General features: G+C 62.6%; 20 protein-coding genes and 2 pseudogenes. 7 read left to right on the forward strand and 15 right to left on the reverse strand.

The window, feature by feature from the left end; genetic code table 11:
* Positions 1-16: 16 nt before the first annotated feature.
* Entirely contained in the window at positions 17-322 is a 306-nt protein-coding gene (locus AMK05_RS33005) for an Atu4866 domain-containing protein (protein ID WP_442966258.1), read from the reverse strand.
* Between the two features lie 63 nt (positions 323-385).
* Between AMK05_RS33005 and AMK05_RS01625 the strand changes: the two genes are divergently transcribed.
* Positions 386-1,282: a LysR family transcriptional regulator gene (locus tag AMK05_RS01625; RefSeq protein ID WP_064835950.1), complete on the forward strand. Its 897-nt coding sequence runs from the start codon at positions 386-388 to the stop codon at positions 1,280-1,282.
* An 80-nt stretch (positions 1,283-1,362) separates the two neighbouring features.
* Here AMK05_RS01625 and AMK05_RS01630 read toward each other — a convergent pair whose 3' ends face one another.
* Entirely contained in the window at positions 1,363-1,746 is a 384-nt protein-coding gene (locus tag AMK05_RS01630) for a hypothetical protein (protein WP_064835952.1), read from the reverse strand.
* An 82-nt stretch (positions 1,747-1,828) separates the two neighbouring features.
* Between AMK05_RS01630 and AMK05_RS01635 the strand changes: the two genes are divergently transcribed.
* Both AMK05_RS01635 and AMK05_RS01640 read left to right on the forward strand, forming a co-directional pair.
* On the forward strand, positions 1,829-2,683 hold the full coding sequence (locus AMK05_RS01635) for a helix-turn-helix domain-containing protein (RefSeq protein WP_064835954.1): 855 nt from the start codon (positions 1,829-1,831) through the stop codon (positions 2,681-2,683).
* A gap of 38 nt (positions 2,684-2,721) precedes the next feature.
* On the forward strand, positions 2,722-3,267 hold the full coding sequence (locus AMK05_RS01640) for a YbhB/YbcL family Raf kinase inhibitor-like protein (protein ID WP_064835956.1): 546 nt from the start codon (positions 2,722-2,724) through the stop codon (positions 3,265-3,267).
* 151 nt (positions 3,268-3,418) lie between these two features.
* On the opposite strand, the gene AMK05_RS01645 is transcribed toward AMK05_RS01640, so the two are convergent.
* A complete protein-coding gene (locus AMK05_RS01645) occupies positions 3,419-3,817 on the reverse strand; it encodes a VOC family protein (protein ID WP_064835958.1) in 399 nt (132 codons plus the stop codon).
* 101 nt (positions 3,818-3,918) lie between these two features.
* Here AMK05_RS01645 and AMK05_RS01650 point away from each other — a divergent pair.
* From AMK05_RS01650 to AMK05_RS01660, 3 genes and pseudogenes are all read left to right on the forward strand, one after another.
* Positions 3,919-4,620: pseudogene (locus tag AMK05_RS01650) on the forward strand (helix-turn-helix transcriptional regulator).
* Between the two features lie 146 nt (positions 4,621-4,766).
* Positions 4,767-5,066, forward strand: a complete 300-nt coding sequence (locus AMK05_RS01655) for a hypothetical protein (protein WP_049730797.1) — start codon at positions 4,767-4,769, stop codon at positions 5,064-5,066.
* Positions 5,063-5,497 (forward strand): annotated as a pseudogene (locus AMK05_RS01660) (type II toxin-antitoxin system VapC family toxin). The gene AMK05_RS01655 and the pseudogene AMK05_RS01660 overlap by 4 nt, the downstream one beginning before the upstream one ends.
* A 113-nt stretch (positions 5,498-5,610) precedes the next feature.
* Here the strand turns inward: AMK05_RS01660 and guaA are convergent.
* The 3 genes from guaA to AMK05_RS01675 all read right to left on the reverse strand — a co-directional run bounded on the left by guaA (position 5,611) and on the right by AMK05_RS01675 (position 8,370).
* Positions 5,611-7,173: a glutamine-hydrolyzing GMP synthase gene (gene guaA / locus AMK05_RS01665; protein WP_064835960.1), complete on the reverse strand. Its 1,563-nt coding sequence runs from the start codon at positions 7,171-7,173 to the stop codon at positions 5,611-5,613.
* 112 nt (positions 7,174-7,285) lie between these two features.
* Positions 7,286-7,924 (reverse strand): 5'-methylthioadenosine/S-adenosylhomocysteine nucleosidase, encoded by a 639-nt coding sequence (locus tag AMK05_RS01670; protein ID WP_064835962.1) that lies wholly within the window; start codon positions 7,922-7,924, stop codon positions 7,286-7,288.
* Positions 7,921-8,370, reverse strand: coding sequence for a PaaI family thioesterase (locus AMK05_RS01675; RefSeq protein ID WP_003544704.1), 450 nt, complete (start codon positions 8,368-8,370; stop codon positions 7,921-7,923). Before AMK05_RS01675 ends, AMK05_RS01670 begins: the two co-directional genes overlap by 4 nt.
* Positions 8,371-8,602: 232 nt before the next feature.
* Here AMK05_RS01675 and AMK05_RS01680 point away from each other — a divergent pair, with 232 nt between their 5' ends.
* Positions 8,603-9,679 carry a DUF2252 family protein gene (locus AMK05_RS01680; RefSeq protein WP_064835964.1) on the forward strand — a complete coding sequence of 359 codons (1,077 nt, stop codon included), beginning with the start codon at positions 8,603-8,605 and terminating at the stop codon, positions 9,677-9,679.
* Here the strand turns inward: AMK05_RS01680 and AMK05_RS01685 are convergent.
* The 9 genes from AMK05_RS01685 to AMK05_RS01725 all read right to left on the reverse strand — a co-directional run bounded on the left by AMK05_RS01685 (position 9,676) and on the right by AMK05_RS01725 (position 20,095).
* The gene (locus AMK05_RS01685) at positions 9,676-10,755 is read right to left on the reverse strand and encodes a DUF1513 domain-containing protein (RefSeq protein WP_064835966.1); all 1,080 of its coding nucleotides are present in this window, start codon (positions 10,753-10,755) and stop codon (positions 9,676-9,678) included. The genes AMK05_RS01680 and AMK05_RS01685 overlap by 4 nt on opposite strands.
* 4 nt (positions 10,756-10,759) lie before the next feature.
* Entirely contained in the window at positions 10,760-11,860 is a 1,101-nt protein-coding gene (locus AMK05_RS01690) for an imelysin family protein (protein WP_064835968.1), read from the reverse strand.
* Positions 11,860-13,635, reverse strand: coding sequence for a di-heme oxidoreductase family protein (locus tag AMK05_RS01695; RefSeq protein ID WP_171899736.1), 1,776 nt, complete (start codon positions 13,633-13,635; stop codon positions 11,860-11,862). Before AMK05_RS01695 ends, AMK05_RS01690 begins: the two co-directional genes overlap by 1 nt.
* Before the next feature lie 46 nt (positions 13,636-13,681).
* Entirely contained in the window at positions 13,682-14,956 is a 1,275-nt protein-coding gene (locus AMK05_RS01700) for an imelysin family protein (protein WP_064835972.1), read from the reverse strand.
* Positions 14,957-15,137: 181 nt separating this feature from the next.
* Complete coding sequence (locus tag AMK05_RS01705) at positions 15,138-16,427, reverse strand: RsmB/NOP family class I SAM-dependent RNA methyltransferase (protein WP_064835973.1); 1,290 nt, start codon at positions 16,425-16,427, stop codon at positions 15,138-15,140.
* Between the two features lie 166 nt (positions 16,428-16,593).
* Entirely contained in the window at positions 16,594-16,956 is a 363-nt protein-coding gene (locus AMK05_RS01710; RefSeq protein ID WP_064835975.1) for a septal ring lytic transglycosylase RlpA family protein, read from the reverse strand.
* 407 nt (positions 16,957-17,363) lie between these two features.
* Positions 17,364-18,233, reverse strand: a complete 870-nt coding sequence (locus AMK05_RS01715; protein ID WP_064835977.1) for an SDR family oxidoreductase — start codon at positions 18,231-18,233, stop codon at positions 17,364-17,366.
* Complete coding sequence (gene queG, locus AMK05_RS01720) at positions 18,233-19,390, reverse strand: tRNA epoxyqueuosine(34) reductase QueG (RefSeq protein ID WP_064835979.1); 1,158 nt, start codon at positions 19,388-19,390, stop codon at positions 18,233-18,235. Before queG ends, AMK05_RS01715 begins: the two co-directional genes overlap by 1 nt.
* A gap of 12 nt (positions 19,391-19,402) precedes the next feature.
* Positions 19,403-20,095 carry a glutathione S-transferase family protein gene (locus AMK05_RS01725; RefSeq protein WP_003589086.1) on the reverse strand — a complete coding sequence of 231 codons (693 nt, stop codon included), beginning with the start codon at positions 20,093-20,095 and terminating at the stop codon, positions 19,403-19,405.
* Positions 20,096-20,318: the final 223 nt, after the last annotated feature.

A 20,318-nucleotide genomic window follows, 5' to 3' on the forward strand; every position in this document is an offset into this window, starting at 1 on the left:
TTCGCCCAGGCGTCGGTTATCTGCGGCGAAGCACCATGCCGCCATGATGGAGAGTATTGCCGTCGGCAAAATCGCCGTCGGCCGTAAAACCGGCGTCGTCCCAGTATTCGATGTGGCTTCCGGCGACTTCGTAACGGCCTCGATAGGCGCTCTTTCGGTTGCCGCGGGCATCGTCGTAACGGCCATTGGGCAAAAGTTCGTGGCGCACACGGCCGTCATCCGTGACCCACATGCCGACATAGGGATGATGCTGCATCGTGTTCTCGCCTGTTGGTTCGTGCATGGGCTCGGTCGTTCCTCGCCGTGACCCGAGCCCAGAGATAACGCTTCCTTCTGCAGTGATTAAGTTGCCAATCCTGGATGCCTTGGTTAGAAATGCTAACCAATGGTCGATGATCTCGAAGGCATTTCGGTCTTTCTCGCGGTGGCGGAAGCGCGCAGTTTCCGGCTGGCCGGCGAGCGGCTCGGCGTCACCCGCTCCGCCGTCAGCCAGGCTTTGCAGCGTCTGGAGGATCGCCTTGGCGTCGCGCTCGTCCAGCGCACCACACGCAGCGTCAGCCTGACCGAAGCCGGCGAAGTGTTTTTCGATGCGGTTCGCTCGTCGGTGCGGCAGGTCAGGGATGCGATGCAGACGGTGCAGGACATGCAGGCGCGCCCGAGCGGCCTTCTCAGGATCACCGTTTCCTCGATCGCCGAGAGTTTTCTGTCGGGCACCTTGTTGGCCGGCTTCATGAAGGCTTACCCCGACATCAAGCTCGATATCGCCGTCACCGATGACGAATTCGATATCGTCGAGGCGGGCTTCGACGCCGGTGTCCGGCTGGGCGAAGTCATCGAGCAGGATATGATCGCGATCTCCGTCTCCGCGCCGCAGCGGCAATGCGCCGCCGCATCCCCCGCCTATCTCGAGCGCCGCGGCCGTCCCCGCCATCCCGGCGAACTCCAGGCCCACGCCTGCATCGGCTGGCGGCCGCGCCCGGACACGGCGCCCTATCGCTGGGAATTCACCGAGAATGATCGCGACTTCGACGTCGCCGTCGATCCCGCGATGACGACGAACGACATGGGCATGATGATCCGCATGGCCTGCGCCGGCGCCGGCATCACCTTCGGCATGGTGGAAACCTTTCAGCCCTATCTCGACCGCGGCGAACTCGTGCCGCTGCTCCAAGATTTCTGCCCACCCTTTCCGGGCTTCTATCTCTATTATCCCCGGCGGCAGCGGCAGCCGCTGAAGCTGCGGGCGCTGGTGGACCATATCCGCGCCTTCGGCAGGCGGTAGATAGAGTCCGGCGCAGCGGCGGATCCTGGCGAATTGGTCTGAGGCTTCCCGGACCCTCTCATAGCCTTCCTTGCCGCCGATCACGCGATCTTGCCACGCAGACCGTCGGCCAGCGCGGAAAGAGCATTGGCGAGTTGCGCCGCTGTTTCCGGCGGCGGCAGCGGTATCTTCAGGCTTCGCGCGCCGGTGGCCGTATCGCGCTCTACCCATGGATGCGCCGTCGCATCGGAATCGCTGGCCGCCGCCAATGCGGCAACAAGCTGAGCGCCGATCTGGGCCAGGGCTTGCCACGGATCGGACGCGGCAGTGTGCGACGGTGCGGCAGCGGGTTCGGTTGGCGCGACCGCTTTCGTTCCCTTGTCGGGCTCGGCGTCCGCTTTGAAATCTTCGGCGGATCCAGGCCCGTCGGCGGTGACGAAATTCGCCACCTCCTCGGCCGGCGCCACGGCCTCGCCTTCACCCATGGTTGCTGCCGGCACGCGGTTTTGGTATCCCCCCAAGCGGAGCAGCGGTCGCGCTCTGCCCCATTCCGTTGCCGGAGACCATATGCTGGAAGACGTCTTTTCCATTCCGACCAGGGCCTTGATCCGCCAGGGCGGGCGGGCCTGTTTTTATCGCCTCGTCAATACGAGTCCCTTGCTGATCCAGGTGCAGTCGGGAACGAAGATCGTTATGGCGGATGATAAGGCTTTGCGCCTCGAGGCTGGCGCCTATGGCCTGCTGCCCGACTATCGGCCGTTGACGATGGAGAACATTCCCAAGGCGCCGCAGAAGTACCAGACCCTGGCGCTTCCTGTTCCGAGACAGCTCTTCGAGGATGCCTATACCAGGATGGGGTCGATTGCCGTCCCATCAAGGCCTGTCCCGGCAAGCGCCTCGAACCTGCCGGAGGAAGCCGCGGCCTTGTTTGACTATTGCTGCCGGCCCGGCAATCTGACCAGGCTTCCCGTCGCCATTGCCAAGGCTCGGTTGATGGAACTGATCACCTGGTTCGCGCTCTGCGGAGCGGTGCTGGGGCAATGCCAAAGCCCTAGGCTCGAGGACCGGCTGCGGCAGATGATCGAAAGCGATACGGCCGTTGATTGGACGCTGGGGCAGGCGGCGCGCGCGTTCGCCATGAGCGAAGCAACGCTCAGGCGCAAGCTGGCGGCCGAGGGGACCGGCTTCAGCGAGATCTTGAGCGATACGCGGATGAACCGTGCCTTGGCCCTCATTCAAACCACGACGCTGCCGATGGCCCAGGTGGCGCTTGAGGTCGGTTACGACTCGCCGTCGCAATTCGCGGCGCGATTCAAGGAGCGGTTTGGCGTCAATCCACGCTATGTGCGGAGCGGACCTGAGCACTTTGAGCGGATCGGGGCAGAAGTTGAGCGGAGCGGGGCAGATATGCTGCCGGGCTGACGCTAGTTTTCCTGCATTATCAACCGCAGGAAAACAGCATGCGTTTTATCACAGCAGCACTTCTCGCCGCCTCCGTCTTTGGCGCCACGGCCGCCCAGGCCGAAATGAAGCTCACCTCCAGGGATTTGACTGCAGGCAAGCCAATGGCCGATGCGCAGGTCTTCAACGGCTTTGGCTGCACGGGCAACAACATCTCGCCGGAACTCGCCTGGTCGGGTGCGCCTGATGGAACCAAGAGCTTCGCCGTCATGGCTTACGATCCGGACGCTCCGACCGGATCGGGCTGGTGGCACTGGTCGGTGTTCAACATTCCCGCCGATGCCGCCAAGATTGCCACCGGCGCCAGCAGTGAGAAGAAACTTCCTGCCGGCGCTGTGGAAGGCCGCACGGATTTCGGAATGTCGGGATATGGCGGCGCCTGCCCGCCAGCCGGCGATGCGCCACACCACTACCAGTTCACCGTCTACGCGCTCTCGGTCGACAACCTGCCGCTTCCCGAGACCGCGCCGGGCGCCATGGTTGGCTTCTATATCAGGGCAAATACGCTCGCCAAGGCCTCGATCGAGGTCACCTACGGCCGCTGAACCCTGCTGACCTCTGGGCGACGGGCTCAGGCCGGCCGATAGATCTGCGCCACCGCGCCGCCTGGAAAGGCTTTCGAGCTCATTAGCTTGAGAGACTTTGGCGCGGTGAGTCAGACGACGAGGCTGTCGATGGCGCGACGCACAGCTGCGCCTATCGCGCCGCAAAGCGCTGCTTTGCCGAATCCGTGAACGGCGTGAACAGTGCGACGAGCGTGCCTTCCGGATCGCGAAACTGCACCGACCGATTGCCCCACGGCATCAGTTTAGGCGCATGAACAAGGTCGACCTTATCCTTCAGTCGGGCATATTCTGCGTCGACATCGTCCACCATGAACTCGATGATCGCCGTTCGGTTGGCGCCGGCCTCGGCGCTGCCTTGCTTGAACAGCGGCACGGTTTCCAAGCCGCCAATGGCGAGTGCCGCAGAAGGGGTAACGATCTCGGCGAAAACCGGCGCCAACCACTCGGCAGATTGTCGGGTGACCATTTCGTAGAAGCCGACCATAGCCTTGATATCACCGGCGATCAGCCGGATTGAGGCAAATTTCATGAGCTTTTCCTTTCGATAAGACCGCAGAACTGCGCGCGGTATCGCTGCGGCCTTGTCGCACAGGCCTGTTGCCAGCATTATGGCAACAGGAGTCAATAGTAATGCGCAAAGCCGACCGTCTGTTTCAGATCATTCAGATCCTGCGCCGTACGAGCAGGCCGGTGACTGCCGCGGCAATAGCCGAAGAGATCGAAGTGTCCAGGCGTTCAGTGTACCGCGATATCGCCGACCTGATCGGCCAAGGCGTCCCGATCGTCGGCGAGGCTGGCTTCGGTTATGTGCTCGATCCTGGCTATGACATGCCGCCCTTGATGCTGACGCCCGACGAGATCGAGGCGATTGTGCTGGGTACGCAATGGGTCGCAACACGCGGCGATAAGGCGTTATCCGCAGCGGCACAGGACGTACTGAGCAAGATCGCCGCCGTTATCCCCGGAAGGCTGCGTCCATACATCGCCGAGCCCAGCGTTGGAGCAAAGCCCGGCAGGATCGTTCCGACAGACACGGTCGACGCGAACGAACTGCGCCATGCGATCCGTGAAGATCGGAAGCTTCGCCTGCATTATCGATCCGATACTGGGGAGGAGACTGAACGGGTCGTGTGGCCGGTTATCCTCGGTTACGGTGAAGCAACGCGCTTGATTGTAGCCTGATGCGAGCTGAGGCAGGACTTCCGTCACTTCCGAACCGATCGCATGTTCAAGATCGAGGTGCTGGAGGCGAGCAACGGGCTACGGAAGGGCGACCTGCGTCGCCGCTGGGAGCGATGGCGCGAGGAGCAGCGCTCTCGCTCCGACCACTGATCATCGGGAGTCGCCGAGCAGCGGATGGCAGGGTCGGGACTGGGAAGGGGGTGACGGCCGACGAGGCTGTCGATGCGCGCCGACCGCGCAATCTTGGTGAAAGCCCCATGTCTGGCTATATTACTGGAAATAAGCTGGAGGCTATCATGGGAAGTTCACAGAAGCGCGCGATCCAAAACTATCGATCTCGCCTTGGCGAGCGTGGTTTGGCGCGCTTCGAAGTGCTCGGCCGGGACGCCGATCGCGACCTTATCCGATCGCTCGCCCGACGCCTGTCGGAGGACACGCCTGAGGCTTCGGAGCTTCGCGCGGCTGTCAGCAAGTCGATCGCCGGCGAACCGCCGAAGCCTGGCGGAATTCTCGCCGCATTGCGTCGTTCACCGCTGGTCGACGCGGAACTCGATCTTTCCCGACCCCGTGAAGAGGGGCGCAAGGTCGACCTGTGACGCGCTTTCTTCTGGATACCAACATCCTCAGCAATATTGTCAAACCGCAGCCATCGGAATCGCTCCTGGCATGGATGTCGACACAACGCGACGAAGACTTGTTCATCGCCTCGCTGACCGTCGCCGAGATCCGCTGAGGCATTTTGGAGAAGCTAGGCGGCAAGAAACGCGACGCTCTCGATAAGTGGTTTTCGGGGCGCGAAGGGCCGCAGGCGCTGTTTGCAGGCCGCATCCTGCCGTTCGACGACAAAGCGGGCTTGATCTGGGCGCGACTGATGGCGGAGGGGAAAGCGGCAGGCAAGCCGCGCAGTGGGGTCGATATGATCATTGCCGCTGTCGCCGATGCCAACGAGTGCGTGGTGGTAACGGATAATGAAAAGGACTTTGCCGGACTCCGGATCGTCAATCCGATCCGTAGAATGACAGATTGATGCATAACTCCTCAAATGGGAATCGATTTGAGGAGTTATGCGGCAATTCCAAGTGTCACAGCGTCCCTTGCGCGTCTCTCAAACGCACGGTGCTGTGGCGCTGACGGCTATGCTCACTCCCACTCGATCGTGCCGGGCGGCTTCGACGTCACGTCATAAACCACGCGGTTGATGCCGCGAACCTCGTTGATGATGCGCGTTGCGGCGCGGCCGAGGAATTCCATGTCGTAGTGGTAGAAATCGGCGGTCATGCCGTCGACGGAGGTGACGGCGCGCAGTGCGCAGACGAATTCGTAGGTGCGCCCATCGCCCATGACGCCGACGGTCTGGACGGGCAGCAGCACGGCAAAGGCCTGCCAGATGGCGTCGTAGAGGCCGGCCTTGCGGATTTCGTCGAGATAGATCGCATCGGCTTCGCGCAGGATCTCCAGCTTTTCGCGGCTGATGCCGCCGGGGCAGCGGATGGCAAGGCCGGGGCCGGGGAAGGGGTGACGACCGATGAAGCTGTCGGGCAGGCCGAGTTCGCGGCCGAGCGCGCGCACCTCGTCCTTGAAGAGTTCGCGCAGCGGCTCGACGAGCTGCATCTTCATGCGCTCCGGCAGGCCGCCGACATTGTGGTGCGACTTGATCGTCACCGACGGGCCGCCGGTGAAGGAAACGCTCTCGATCACGTCGGGATAGAGCGTGCCCTGGCCGAGGAAATCGGCGCCGCCGAGCTTCTTGGCTTCTTCCTCGAAGGTCTCGATGAACAGCCGGCCGATGATCTTGCGCTTGGTTTCCGGGTCGCTGACGCCTTCGAGCTCGCCGATGAAACGGTCGGAAGCGTCGACATGCAGCAGATGCAGATTGTAGTGCTCGCGGAACATGGCGACGACGTTGGCCGCTTCGTCCTTGCGCATCAGGCCGTGGTCGACGAGGATGCAGGTCAGCTGGTCGCCGACCGCCTCGTGGATTAGCAGTGCGGCGACCGAACTGTCGACGCCGCCCGAAAGCGCGCAGATGACGCGCTTGTCGCCCACCTGCTTGCGGATCTCGTCGACCGCCTTCTGGCGGTAGGCCGACATCGACCAGTCGCCCTTGATGCCGGCGACGTTATGGATGAAGTTGCCGATCAGCTTGGCGCCGTCGGGCGTATGCACGACCTCGGGATGGAACTGCACGCCGTAATATTTGCGCTTCTCGTCGGCGATGAAGGCGTAGGGGGCGTTGGAGGAGGTGGCGACCACCTCGAAACCGTCGGGCAGTGCGGTGACGCGGTCGCCATGGCTCATCCACACCTGATGGCGCGAGCCGGAGGACCAGAGGCCCTCGAACAGCTGGCAGTCCTTGTCGACGTCGAGGAAGGCGCGGCCGAATTCGCGGTGATGGCCGCTTTCGACCTTGCCGCCGAGCTGCATGCACATCGTCTGCTGGCCGTAGCAGATGCCGAAGACCGGCAGGCCGCTGTCGAAGATGATCTGAGGCGCTCGCGGCGATCCCTCGTCCACCGTGGAGGCCGGGCTGCCGGACAGGATCACGGCCTTCGGCTGAAGGCGCCTGAAGCCCTCTTCGGCCGATTGGAAGGGAACGATCTCGCAATAGACGCCGGCCTCGCGCACGCGTCGTGCGATGAGCTGGGTCACCTGGCTGCCGAAATCGACGATGAGAACGGAGTCGGGATGTGCTGTCTGGGTCATGGCGAGGCTTTAATGAAAAGCGCTTCGCCTTGCAATCCGGGAAATCGGCGGCGTCGGGTTTTTATTGTTCCGATTGTCCCCCGCGCGGCTGACGCGCGGCGCTTTCGACTGGTCAGAACCAGAAAACCCCGTCCTCCAGCGCCGTGAACAGGCTGTCGACGCCGTAGGAGAGCTTGCGGTCGACGATGTGCAGATATTCGGTCCAGCCGGAAATATGCTGCAGCTCGACCGCGCCGTCGGAAATGCCGCGAAGGCCGATCAGCGGCAGCTTGTAGCCCTGGCAGGCGCGCAGCACCGCATAGGTCTCCATATCGACCATGTCGGCGTCGATGGTGCTATAGGCGGTCCCCGAGATGACATTGCCGCCGGTGGAAAGGCTGGCTTCGGCAATGCCCGGAATGCGCAGCGGCAGCTCGAGCGTCGCCGGCAGGTCGAGAAAGGGTGTGCGGCCCTTTTCGAAGCCGAGCGGCGAAGCGTCCATGTCGCGGTAGGAAACCGAGGTTACCTGATAGATTTCCGTCTGCTCCAGCTTCGCGGAGCCGGCCGAGCCGAGTGAAACGACAAGATCCGGCAGGTCGTCGGCGGCATCCAGCCGCGCCAGCGTCTTGGTTAGCGCGACCGCCGCCTCGACCGGACCGACGCCGGTCATCAAGGGTTCGATGCGCGACCGCAGGAACGGGCCGTATTCGGCCTCCGCCGCCATGACGAACAGCATGGATTTTCCCGCGACCGACTTCAGTTCGAACTTCATCCCGTAATTCCTTCTCTGCCGCGAATCACCATCATCGTTCCGGTCATGGAGGCGATGAGTTTCGCCGGCCCGTCGCTGATCGCGTAGCCTCGCCCGTCGGCAACGATGATGGTGGAGCCGGGTTTGGTGATTTCCCCGCGGAACAGGAAACGATCGCCACGCCCCGGCGACATGAGATTGACCTTGAATTCGATCGTCAGGATCGAGGCTTCGGGGTCGATGACGCTGTAGGCGGCAAAGCCGCAGGCTGAATCGAGCGCTGCGGAAATGATGCCAGCGTGCAGGATGCCGTGCTGCTGTGTCAGTTTGACGTCGAAGGGAAGCTCGATCTCGACGACGCCGTGCTCGACGCGCGTCAGCTCCGCGCCGATCGTCTCCATCGCCGCCTGCCGCGCAAAATTGCGGCGGATTCGCGCGCGGAAATCGCCCCTGTCAGTCTCGCTCATGTCTGCCCCTCTTGCAGCCGGGAAAGTGGCATGGCGGGCCGGATTCGACAAGCTGCACATTGCTGAAATCGGTCTCAGCGCCGATGGAAAGCTGCGGCCGTGTCGCCGGGGCAACCTTTCGTCTTTCCGTCGCCATGCAAGCGGGTGATGCAAGCCGGTGCGAAGACGATTGCAGCTTCGCGCCTAGCGCGTATTCTCCGCGTCATGTCTCGAAAGAACGGAGCGCCGGCGCATGACGACGATATCGCAATCGGTCCGGCATTTCGAGACCTGGCTGGCCGATGAGCTCGGCGGCGATTTCGTCAACGAGGATCTTCTTGAGAAGCACGAGAAGATGCGCAGCGGCGGCTTCGTCTTCCTGCGCGCCACCTATTGGCGCTGGTGCGAGATCATCCTCGATATCTGCCCGGAACTTGGCCGCGCGCCGGAGGTGCTGGCGATCGGCGATACGCATCTGGAGAATTTCGGCACCTGGCGCGATGCCGAAGGCCGGCTCGTCTGGGGCGTCAATGATTTCGACGATGCAGCGGTGATGCCCTATGCGCTGGATCTCGTCCGTCTTGCGGCAAGCGCCGTGCTGGCCCGTGGCGACGACGGTCCCTCGGTGCGGATGATAAGCGAGACGATCCTCAGCGGCTATCTCAGAGGCCTTGAAAATCCGCTGCCCGTCATCCTCGAGCGCGATCACAAATGGCTGCGCAAGGCGCTGATGCTGCCGAATTCCGAGCGCCGGGAATTTTGGGAGAAATACGAAATGCTGCCTCCTGGCAAGGAGTCGCCGCAATCAGCCTATGTCAAGGCGCTGACAACTGCGCTACCGCCCGGCTCGGGAGCCTTCGTGGCGAAGCCACGCAGCGGCGGCACTGGTAGCCTCGGTCGGCCGCGTTTCGTCGCCTATGCCGAATGGCAGGGCGGGCCGGTGCTGCGTGAGGCCAAGGCGCTGCTGCCGTCCGCCTGGTCGCTTCGCCACAGACCTGAGGACGTGGCGATCCATGCGGGAGAGATCGCCAATGGGCGGGCGCGGTGCGCCGATCCGCACTACCAGGTTTCCGGTCGCATACTCGTTCGCCGGCTCTCGCCGAACAGCTGTAAGATCGAAATCGACCGGCACCCCGAAATCCTGCTTTCGCCGACGATGCTCGAGCTGATGGGTTTTGAGATCGCCAATTGCCATTCCAACGATGCGGCGGCGGTCGCCGCGATCCTCGGCGATATCAAGGCGCGGGGAAGCGAATGGCTACACGAGGCGGCAAGGGCCGCGGCATCAAGCGTCAGCGCCGAGCAGAAAGCCTATTCGCGGTCTGGCTAGAGCCGCACGATGTGCTGATCCCAGGCGACGTCGCTACGGGTCGCCAGGAAATCGCCGTCGTAGGAGGAGACGGCAAAGCCGCTCTTTGCCGGCGCGATGCCGGCCGCGTCCGCAATGGTGGTCTCGGCCAGCACCTTGCCCGTCCCTGCGTCGATGGTCACCGAGGCGCCGCCCTTCGGCGAGGTGATGCCGACCAGGCCCTCGCGGCGATTGACGGCGATCGCTCCGACGTAATTGGCAAGCCTGCGCGTCGTCTGCTCCGGCAGGTCGATGAAGGAAAGGTCTTCGCCCTTGGCGAAATGGCCGACAAGCGGCGGCAAATCCTTGCGGTGGCCTTCATACTGGCAGGCAAACCAGATGCGGCCCTTGTCATCGAGATCGACGTGGCGGGTGGAAAGCTCCGCCCATTGCGCCGGCAGCACATGTTTTTCGATGAGCGCCCCGGTTGCCGCGTCGATCAGCACCAGCGACGGCTGCATCTCCCCGAGATTGAGTTTGGTGCGGCCGAAATCCGGATGCGTCTCGATGCCGCCATTGGCGACGATGAGAAGGCGTCCGTCGTCGGAAATCGTCATGTCGTGCGGACCGATGCCATAGGTCTCGTATTCGCCGATGCGAGCAAAGCGGTTGCTGGCGTCGTAGATGCCGATCATGCCGCGATTGCCGTCGAAGTCGTTCTCGCTAGCGTAAAGCAGACGACCATCGGCAGAAAAGGCACCGTGGCCGTAGAAATGCCTGTCTTCCCTGGCGCTGATGAGGATCGGCTCGCTTTTGTGCCGGGGATCGAAGATCATCGCATAGGTGCCGGGCCGGCGCGCGAAGGCGACGGTCCTGCCGGTGGCGGCGCTGAAGGCCATGCCGTGAGCGCGGGCAGGAAGCTTGACCTGATCGATGATCTCGCCGCGCTCGGTCACGGTGGCGACGGCAAAGGAGCCGTCGGCCGCCCGAATGCCCGAGGCATAGACTGCATCCGCCCGCTCCAGGGCCATCAGCGATCTCGGCGCCAAGGTGGCGAGGAAACCGAGTCCGGCCGCCTTGACGAAATTGCGTCGGTCGATCGCGGCGCTCCGCATCATCGCTTCAATCTCCGTCCGAAAAGGAAAAGCCGGCCGAAAGTCCGATGGCCGCGCCATAGTCGTCGCTGATCCGGGTGATCAGATCACGGCTTTCGGCCAAAAGCGTGTCGAGCTTGGCCTTTTCCGCATCGCTGGTGGCGGCGTCGATGTCGGGGTTGAGTTTCGGCACGCTGTCGAGCAGCGATTTGAAATCTTCGTCGATTGAGGCGGCGACTGCCTGTTTGTCCGGCGGCAGAAGCTCGGCCATGCCGGCCTTCTGCCAGAGCGTGCGCAGCCCCTCCAGATTGGCGGTCATCGATTTCCAGGTATTCTTCGAGCGCCAGTAAATCGCCATGCGCGGACGCGGCGGCGTATCCTTGCCCTTGTAGAACTGTTCGAGCCGCTGGTCGCGGACATTCTCCGCGCCGTGGACGAGAATGCCGAGCAGCGCGGTCACGGCCTCCTTATTGTCCATGAAATCGTCGCTCTGCGGGCTTGGATGTTTCCAGCTCGCCTGCACGCCGTCGGGTTTTTCCCAGGCAGCGACGACTTCGCCGGCCTCACGCTGGATATTGCCGGCGACCGCGGCGCCGTAGAGGCAGCGGAAGCCGCCCTTCTGCTCGATCAGATCGTCCGCGCCGTTGCCGTAAAGCACGTATTCCAGCGCCGTCAGGCCCTGCAGCGCCACGCTCTTGCCGGCGATCGCATCGACCGTCGCATCCTTCGGATCGGCCTTGGCGATCAACGCCTGCACCTGCTTCAGCCCCACGCCTTTGCGGTCAGGGTAGAACAGGATGTGCTCGAAAAGATTGTCCTGGATGACAGGCCCGGTCTGGACGATTTCGATGATCGACCAGTAGCGGATCGTATCGTCGAACGCCGATTTCGCCTTGTCGAGCGTCTGCTGCGTGCCGCCGTCGCAGAGATCCTTCATCGCCGTCGTCAGCCGGGCGGCCGATTGCTGCATGTTACGATAGCCGGGCCGGATCACCTCGTCGACGGCGCGCTGCATCACGGCGGGAACGGCATCCTCGTTCAGCCCTGCCGGAGGAGCGGCGGTCTGGGCGGCCGCCGATGTGGCGAGGCCGATCAGAGTGAGGCAGAGCAGGGGGTGCCAAAGGCGCATCAAAGTGACTCCAGGAATGTAATCAGGGCTGCCCTGTCGTCTTTCGACAGGGAGGAGAAAGCGTTGCGGGCCTTTTCAGCTTCGCCGCCGTGCCAGAGGATCGCTTCGGTGAGATTCCGCGCACGGCCGTCATGCAGGAAAAAGCTGTGTCCGCTGACAGTCCGGGTCAGTCCTATACCCCATAGCGGCGGCGTGCGCCATTCACGTCCGCTTGCAAGGCCGACCTGCTGTCCGTCGGCAAGCCCCTCGCCCATATCGTGCAGAAGAAAGTCGGAATAGGGCCAGATCAGCTGGAAGGACTGTGCCTTGTCGGGCGAATCCCGGCGGGTGACGAATTTCGGCACATGGCAGGAAATGCAGCCGCTTTCGTAGAAGATTTGCTTGCCCCGCAGGGTCTCGGGGAAGCTCGCCTTGCGGCGCGCGGGTACGGCAAGGTTTTCGGAATAGAAGGTCACCAGGTCGAGAATGGGACCCGGCGCTTCTTCTTCTCCCAGCCGTTTCTGCACGCCGGTCGGCATATCGAGGCATTTCTCTTCCGCCTTGGTGCAATCGCCATGCGCGTCCGGATGGTCGGGTGTCGAAATGCCGATATCATTGGCGAAGGCATCGGCATTCTGATCGCGCACCGTGGCGTTCTGCGCCTTCCAGCCGAAGCGGCCGAGCGCGATCTTGCCGCTGCGGTGGTCGCGGACGATCGCCGCCTTGCCGGAAATGCCGTCGCCATCGGCATCGTCGGGGTCGGTATGGGCAAGAATATCGGCCTCGGGGATCGCCTCGATTAGCCCGAGGCCGATCATGGCAGGGGCGACACGGGCCGAGATCGTCGTCGCGGCATCGAGCGGTCCGTAGGCAAGGTTGGTTGCCGCATAATGCGGCCGGCGCAACGACACGGTCTCGCCGTCGCCAAGTGTCACCGTCTCCTCATCGTAGCGGATCGCCATCCGGCCCTCGGCGGCAAGGCCGGGAACGGCAAGATCCTGCAGCTGATGGCCATAGACCGGATCGGGGAAATTGAGGGTATCGGCACTCGCTATCGCCTTTTCTTCCTCCGCCGTCCCGGCCGCACGGGAAAGCCGCAGGAACATCGAGACGGCGCTTGTGCCTCCCTCCGGCGGTTTGCCGCGGCCGTCATTGAGGTGACAGCTCATGCAGGAGCGGGCGTTGAAGAGCGGCCCGAGCCCATCGGAGGCCTGCGTCGAAGACGGTGAGGATACCCAGAGCTTGCGGAAAAGCGCGTTGCCGAGCTTGAAATTCTGCTCTTCCTCGAATGGGATATTGGCCGAAATATGCGAGAAACTGTCTTCGGTAACGGGATCGATCGAGGTTGCGCCGCCCGCCTGCATCGCCTCATATTGCTCGGCCTTGGAAAAATCCTTGGTCGGTTGGGTGACGTCGGCGATGCGTTTCAGATCAGCCGCGGAAAGATCGGTGCGTTTGGTTGGAAGATCGAAACCGGCGGCAAAAGCCACGGGCGCTCCGGCAAGGGCCGCGAAAACGGCGAGGCGAAGGAAGAGACGGAATTTTGAGAGAAGGTGATGAGCCCGAGCGGCAAGCTTGAGGGTGCTGACGCGCGCTTCCCTTTCCACGCCCTCATTCCTGTCCTCGGGCTTGACCCGAGGGATGTCACAGGAATCCAGTGCGCCCGAGTCCTTGGGCGCGGAAGACTTCCCTTTGACCAAGTCATTCACGGCGCCGACGCGCCGTGGCTGGATTCCTGTGACATCCCTCGGGCAAAGCCCTGAGGGCACAGGAATGAGGGAAGTAACAAATCGCATTTCAGAGTCCGGGCCGCCTCGAAAGCCGAAGCGGCCCGCCTTTTGCTTATTTGAAGACGGCGTTAGGATTATCCAAGCTGTCGGAACCTTCAAGCTGAACTGTGCCGAGATCGAGTGCGGCAATAACGCGCTGTACCGATTTCGTCTGGTCGATCAGCCCGTCGATAGCGGCCTGGACGACGGCATTGCCTTCCTTGTTGCCCTCGCCGATCATCTGGTCGTACTTCTCGACCGTCTCGCCGCGCTTTGCCATGGCGTTCATGGCATCGAGCGTCTTGTTGAGTTTGCCTTCCAACTCCGCATCGAGCGCCTTGTCCTTGGCGGCCACCAGGTCGTGCAGCGACGGGCCGGTGAGCTTGGTGCCGTCGACGCGCGTATAGTTGCCGGTATAGGCGGCGGCGATGCCGATCGCGTCGTTGAGATGCGAGTTGTAGGTATTATCGGAGAAGCAATCATGCTCTTCTTCAGGATCGTGCAGCAGCAGGCCGAGCTTCATGCGCTCGCCGGCAAGCTCGCCATAGGAGAGCGAACCCATGCCCGTCAAGATCGCAACCAGGCCGGCCTTCGGGTCGGCTTCGACGTTCTTCGTCGCAGCGCCGTCCGCCTTCCAGTTATCGGTCATTTCCTGCAGGTCGGACACCAGCAGCGTGGAGGCGGATTTCAGATATTCAGCGCGGCGGTCGCAATTGCCGTGCGTGCAGTTCTTGAGATCGTAATCGGTTGCCGGGCGGTCGCCGGCGCCGGGTCCCGTGCCGTTCAGATCCTGGCCCCAGAGGAGGAATTCGATAGCGTGGTAGCCGGTGGCGACGTTGGCTTCGATGCCGCCGGCCTCGGCGAGCGTGCCGGAGAGGAATTCCGGCGTCAGCTTGGAGGCGTCCACGTCCTTGCCGTCGATCTTGATCGTCTTGTTGGCGATGACATTGGCCACATAAAGCGAATTTTCGTCGCTCTCGGTGCCGTAGGAGGGGTCGACATAGTCGATCAGACCTTCATCGAGAGGCCATGCATTAACCTTGCCTTCCCAGTCGTCGACGATCGGATTGCCGAAGCGATAGACTTCCGTCTGCTGGTAGGGAACGCGCGCCTTGATCCAGGCGTCCCGGGCGGACTTCAGCGTCGCGTCATCAGGCGCCTTCAGGAAGGCGTCGATCGCGGCGTCGAGCGCCTTCGCCGTGGTCAGCGAGTCTTCGTATTTCGCATGCGCCACCTCGGCATAGTGTTTCACCACGGCGGCCGCATCGGTCTCGGCATGCGCGGGAAGGGCGAGCAGGGCGGCGGGGGCAATCGCCACCACCGCTGCGCGGAATGTATTGAGCTTCATGATCCTCTCCTGTGACGGATCTTCCGTCTAAATCGGGCTCCGTCTCTTCGCCCAAAAGCAAACTTGTGTCAAATGCTCTAGTTTGGAATGGTTTTAAGGATGGAGAGGGCCTGCAAACGCGCTTGTTTTGCAGCGGATTCGCCCGGAAAATCGGCAGCCGCCGCGCGCTTTCGCCGCGGGCTCAGCCCTTGCGCTGCATGCGGCAGAAGAAGAAGCCGTCCGTGTCGGTGGAAGCCGGCGTCAGCGTCAGCGTCAGCCCGTCGGAAGAGTGCGGGCGCGGGGCGTCTTTGCCGAAGAGGCCATCCCAGGCGGGCAGGGCGCTGACGATTTGGAAATCGGGAGTGTCAGCCGTGAAGCGGCGCACCTGTTCCTCATTTTCCTGGGGCAGCACCGAGCAGGTGACGTAGATCAGCTCGCCGCCCGGTTTGACGAAGCCGCCTGCCTGCGCCAGTGCGTCCTGCTGCTGGGCGGTACGCTCGTCGAGGTTCTTTGCCGTCAGCCGCCATTTCGTGTCGGGACGGCGGCGCCATGTACCGGTGCCGGTGCAGGGCGCATCGACCAGCACCTTGTCGCAACGCCCGGCAAGGCCGGAAAGCCCCCTGGCGTCGTCATGCACCTGGACATTGCGCGTGCCTGCCCGCTTCAGCCGCTCGATGATCGGCGCCAGCCGTTTGCGGTCGGCGTCATAGGCGTGAACCTGTCCCTTGTTCCGCATGGCGGCCGCCATGGCGAGCGTCTTGCCGCCGCCGCCGGCGCAATAATCGAGAACCTGGTCGCCCTCATGGGCGAGCACCAGATCGGCGACGATCTGCGATCCTTCATCCTGAACTTCGAACCAGCCTTTTTGGAACGATAGCTCGGCCGTCACGTTGGGAAGACGCGAGGCGCCTTCGCCGGCGGCAATCCGGATGCCGTAGCGGGCGATCTTCGCCGCCTGCGCGCCGGCTCTTTCGAGCGCCTTGACGGCCTTGTCGCGGGAGGATTTTAAAATGTTGGCGCGCAGATCAAGCGTCGGTCGCGCCGCGAGCGTCTGTGCCTCGGTAAGCCAGTTGGCGCCGAAGGCCTGTTCGAAGGAGGGTTGGATCCATTCGGGAATATCACCGCGGATATGCGGCGGCGCGTCGTCGAGCGAACGGCTTGCAAAGGCGGCCGCGGCATCGGCGCTCAGCGGCGCCGGCGCGAACTTGTCGTCCGCCAGTTCGGTGGCAAGACTGTCCGGTGTAAAACCCCATTGGCGAAACATGACGGCATAGGCAATCGCTGCGGCACTGTCGTCATCCATCAGCCAGGCATGGGAAAGCCGCATGCGCAGGGCGTCATAGACGATGTTGCCGATCGCCGCACGATCGCCGGAACCGGCGAAGCGGTGCGCAAGGCCCCAGTCCTTCAGCGCGTCGGCAACGGGCCGCTTGCGGGCATCGATATCCGCGAGCACAGAAATCGCCCCTTCGAGGCGGCCGCCCAGACGCATTCACTAGTCTCCTGTTGCCGTGGTATGCGATTGATCCGCGCTGGATTGTTCGCAAGTCTCAACCGCGTGGTAACCGCGATTGACGGCAAGAGCAAGCGCCGCTGACGGCGCAGCTGGGTTGTCAGGCTCGACTGTCAGCCTTAGCTGATCACCCCCGGCTGTCAGCTTAGCTGATCACCTGGTAGCAAACCTTCGCGGTGCCGGAGCTCACCATGCCGATGTTTTGTGCCGCAGCGCGTGAGAGGTCGAGCACCCGGCCACGGATGAACGGACCGCGATCATTGATGCGAACGACGACGGTGCGGCCATTGTTGCGGTTGGTGACCTTGACCTTGGTGCCGAATGCAAGCGAACGATGTGCGGCAGTCAAGACGGCAGGATTCATACGTTCTCCGGAAGCAGTTTTGGAGTGAAGTGCGTACCATGAAGCACCGCCGCAGCCATTTCCAGCAAAACTCTCCGCCGGAAGCAGGCAAGAGCAGGCTGCAATAGTTACGGCAGCGACAATAGAACGACGTATTTTCTTCAAAACAGAGTATCCCTCAACTATTGAACTCACGCCCTTGCAGGCGGCGGGGCTTAAATCTGTGAAAAAGTGGCGAAAAAGTGCCGCGCATGATCACGGAATGTTACAGATTGCAACATTCGTGAGCGCGGTGACGGAATTTCGGAAGCGGGCAGTGATCGCTGAGCCAGAAAAAACGCAGTGAAATCAGTTAAAATCCGAACGAATTTTTCAGTGAAGCGGTTAACATCCCCGCGTTCACAAAAATCGCGAAAATTTTTTTCCGGCTTCGCCATATTTTCCGCCACATTTGCGCAAATTTAAAGGCCGTTAACCATAATATACGGCCAAAATCGTCCCGCCAAATGGGGAAAGTAGGTATTTCCTACTCATTTTGGGTGCTGATGCTGGGCATATGAAACGCTTGGGCTCTAACCCCGCCAGGAGCCGTCCTGCCACAATTGCGCTAGCGACATCGGATAGTTCGGGAAGGAGAATTCGAAGCCGGCGGCCTTGAGTTTCGCATTCGAAACCCGCTTGTTTTCGCCGTAGAAGGAGCGCGCCATCGGCGTCAGCTCGGCGGTCTCAAACGCCTGCTCCGGCGGCGGTTCCACGCCCATCAGTCGCGCCGCCTCGACGATCACATCCTGCGGCGGGCCAGGGCGATCGTCGGTGATATTGTAGATGCCGCCGAGGCGCTGGTCCGACAGGAAGCGGGTCGCCGCGCCGATATCCTCGACGCGGATGCGGTTGAACACCTGGTCCTTCTTGATCAGCCGCCGCGCCGTGCCTTTTTCCAGATTGCAGAAGGCGTTGCGTCCCGGCCCGTAAATACCGGAAAGGCGAAGCACCGCCGCCGGCACGCCGCGCTCCCGGCCCATTGCCAGCCAGCCCTCTTCCGCTTCGAGCCGCTCCTTCGAGCGCCCGGAAACCGGCACGCAGGGCGTTTCCTCGTTTATCCAAGCGCCCTTGTGGTCGCCATAGACGCCGACGGTGGAGAGATAACCGATCCATTCGAGCCCGTGTGGCAGGCTTGCGCCGTCTTCGCCGAGCAGCCGCAGCAGCGGGTCGGCCTTTCCAGGTGCGATCGACTGCACGAGATGGGTGACATCAGCCAGGGCCCGGCGCAATTCGTCCTCCATGGTCTCGCCGTCGAAAAGGAAGGCTTCGACGCCGTTCTGCCGGAGCACGTCCATCTTGTCGGCCGAGCGCGTGGTGCCGGAAATGCGCACGCCGCCGCCGGCGAAGGCCTTGGCGATCGCCGTGCCGGAATAACCGCAGCCAAAAATCATCACATGCATCAGCCCACTCCTGCCAGCCGCCATTCATTCAGCACGTCGTCGTCGGTCTCATCAGCCCTTTGTGTCGCAAGGCCTGAAAAGTCGCCAGCCTCCATCAGTCGCGACAGCGCCCACACCGCCATTCCCCGCACCACCGGCGAGGCATCGTCGGCGAGCAGCCGACATTGGGCGATAAGAGCCTTCTCGCCGGAATTGCCGGCGGCGATCAGCACATTGCGGATGAAGCGATCGCGGCCGATCCGCTTCACCGGCGAGCCGCTGAAGAAGGCGCGGAAGGCGGCATCGTCAAGTGTCAGCAGAAAGGCGATCGACGGCTCCTGCAGATCGTCCCGCGCCTTCAGCTTCATCTCGGAGGCCGCACTTGCGAACTTGTTCCAGGGACAGGCGGCGAGACAATCGTCGCAGCCATAGATGCGATTGCCGATCGGCACCCGCAGCGCGGGGTCGATCGGACCCTTATGCTCGATGGTAAGATAGGAGATGCAGCGCCGCGCATCGATCTGATAGGGTGCCGGAAAGGCGGCCGTCGGGCAGACGTCGAGGCAGGCGCGGCAGGAGCCGCAATGATCCGTCTCTTTAGCGTCGACGGCGAGATCGGCGGTGGTGAACATGCTGCCGAGAAACAGCCAGGAACCGTGCGCGCGGCTGACGAGGTTGGTATGTTTGCCCTGCCAGCCGAGCCCGGCTGCCGCTGCCAGCGGCTTTTCCATGACAGGCGCGGTATCGACGAAGACTTTGACATCGGCGCCGGCCCGCGCCGCAAATCGCGTGGCGATCTCTTTCAGCCGGCCCTTGATGATGTCGTGATAGTCGCGGTTGCGGGCATAGACCGATATCGCCGCTCTATCGGATTTGCCGAGGATGCCGCGCGGATCTTCCTCCGGCGCATAGTTGAGGCCGAAGACGACCACGGATCGCACCTCGCTCCAGAGGGTGCGCGGATCGCCGCGCCGCTCTCGCGTCTCCGCCATCCACTCCATCGTGCCATGGCGCCCGGCATCGATGAACTGGCCAAGGCGCTCTTTGGCTTCGGGAATCGCGTCGGGCCGCGTGATGCGGCAGAGATCGAAGCCCTTGGCGGCTGATTCTGCCCGCACGAACATGGTCAAATTGTCGCGGCGGCGGCGCTCTTTGTCATCTCTATCGGCTTCGGGCATGGAGAGCCCTCGTCAGAAATCCAGATCGGCATAATGCGAAACCGGCGTCAAGCCGCGCACCCGCTCGGTCAGCATCGGCCGGAAGGAGGGGCGCGATTTCAGCCGCTGGTACCAGTCCTTGACGACGGGCGCATCCGCCCAGTCGATCTCGCCGAGATAATCGAGGATCGAGATCGAGGCCGCGGCGGCAAGGTCGGCATAGCTCATCCGCTCGCCCGCCAGCCATTGGCGCGAGCCGGCAAGCCAGGTGAGATAGCGCATATGCTGGCGGATATTCGCGCGGGCCGTGCGTAAAATCTTCGAATCCGGCGCGCCGCCGCCCTGATCTGATGTCATCTGCAACTTGTAGACCCGCTCGCGGGCGAGCGGCTTGGTCACGTCGTTTTCCATCTTCTGCATGAACCACTCGCTCAGCCGGCGGATTTCCGCCCGCTGGAAAGGGTCCTCGGCGAGCAGCCGCCGGTCGCGCTTCAACACGCCATGCGTCTCATCCAGGTATTCGGAAATGACGGTCGCGCCGCAGAGCGCCCGCATGCTGTCGTCGACATAAACAGGCAGCGTGCCGGCCGGGTTGAGCGCCAGGAAATCCCTGCGTTTCTCCCATGTCTGCTCCTCGATCAGATCCGCCTGATAGCCGTATTCGGCCAGGATCAGCCGGACGAAGCGAGATGCGGATGACATGGGATGATGATAAAGCGTGGGCATCGATACTCGAGCTTCGTGATTGCTGTTACAGGACTGTGTGGCAGCTCAGTTATAGCGCCCTAGTCATGACTCATTGGTTGAAGCTATAGGAGCTTGGCCCCGCCAATACAAGCGAATCGGATTTTACGCCATCTGACAATGGCGAGATACGGTCTAACGAACGAATGGAAGCGGCGGCCTGATCGACCCAAGCGGTCAGGCCCGACCGACCTTTAAACGGAGA

This window comes from Rhizobium sp. N324 (assembly GCF_001664485.1).
Lineage (GTDB): Bacteria > Pseudomonadota > Alphaproteobacteria > Rhizobiales > Rhizobiaceae > Rhizobium.

Coding starts and splice junctions, on each gene's coding strand:
- AMK05_RS01635 (WP_064835954.1), top strand. CDS start 1,829: ATGCTGGAAGACGTCTTTTCCATTCCGACCAGGGCCTTGATCCGCCAG.
- AMK05_RS01695 (WP_171899736.1), bottom strand. CDS start 13,635: ATGCGATTTGTTACTTCCCTCATTCCTGTGCCCTCAGGGCTTTGCCCG.
- AMK05_RS01715 (WP_064835977.1), bottom strand. CDS start 18,233: ATGCATGTGATGATTTTTGGCTGCGGTTATTCCGGCACGGCGATCGCC.
- AMK05_RS01640 (WP_064835956.1), top strand. CDS start 2,722: ATGCGTTTTATCACAGCAGCACTTCTCGCCGCCTCCGTCTTTGGCGCC.
- AMK05_RS01675 (WP_003544704.1), bottom strand. CDS start 8,370: ATGAGCGAGACTGACAGGGGCGATTTCCGCGCGCGAATCCGCCGCAAT.
- AMK05_RS01685 (WP_064835966.1), bottom strand. CDS start 10,755: ATGATGCGGAGCGCCGCGATCGACCGACGCAATTTCGTCAAGGCGGCC.
- AMK05_RS01725 (WP_003589086.1), bottom strand. CDS start 20,095: ATGCCCACGCTTTATCATCATCCCATGTCATCCGCATCTCGCTTCGTC.
- queG (WP_064835979.1), bottom strand. CDS start 19,390: ATGCCCGAAGCCGATAGAGATGACAAAGAGCGCCGCCGCCGCGACAAT.
- AMK05_RS01670 (WP_064835962.1), bottom strand. CDS start 7,924: ATGAAGTTCGAACTGAAGTCGGTCGCGGGAAAATCCATGCTGTTCGTC.
- AMK05_RS01630 (WP_064835952.1), bottom strand. CDS start 1,746: ATGGGTGAAGGCGAGGCCGTGGCGCCGGCCGAGGAGGTGGCGAATTTC.
- AMK05_RS01645 (WP_064835958.1), bottom strand. CDS start 3,817: ATGAAATTTGCCTCAATCCGGCTGATCGCCGGTGATATCAAGGCTATG.
- AMK05_RS01690 (WP_064835968.1), bottom strand. CDS start 11,860: ATGCGCCTTTGGCACCCCCTGCTCTGCCTCACTCTGATCGGCCTCGCC.
- AMK05_RS01705 (WP_064835973.1), bottom strand. CDS start 16,427: ATGCGTCTGGGCGGCCGCCTCGAAGGGGCGATTTCTGTGCTCGCGGAT.
- AMK05_RS01700 (WP_064835972.1), bottom strand. CDS start 14,956: ATGAAGCTCAATACATTCCGCGCAGCGGTGGTGGCGATTGCCCCCGCC.
- AMK05_RS01680 (WP_064835964.1), top strand. CDS start 8,603: ATGACGACGATATCGCAATCGGTCCGGCATTTCGAGACCTGGCTGGCC.
- AMK05_RS01655 (WP_049730797.1), top strand. CDS start 4,767: ATGGGAAGTTCACAGAAGCGCGCGATCCAAAACTATCGATCTCGCCTT.
- AMK05_RS01625 (WP_064835950.1), top strand. CDS start 386: ATGGTCGATGATCTCGAAGGCATTTCGGTCTTTCTCGCGGTGGCGGAA.
- guaA (WP_064835960.1), bottom strand. CDS start 7,173: ATGACCCAGACAGCACATCCCGACTCCGTTCTCATCGTCGATTTCGGC.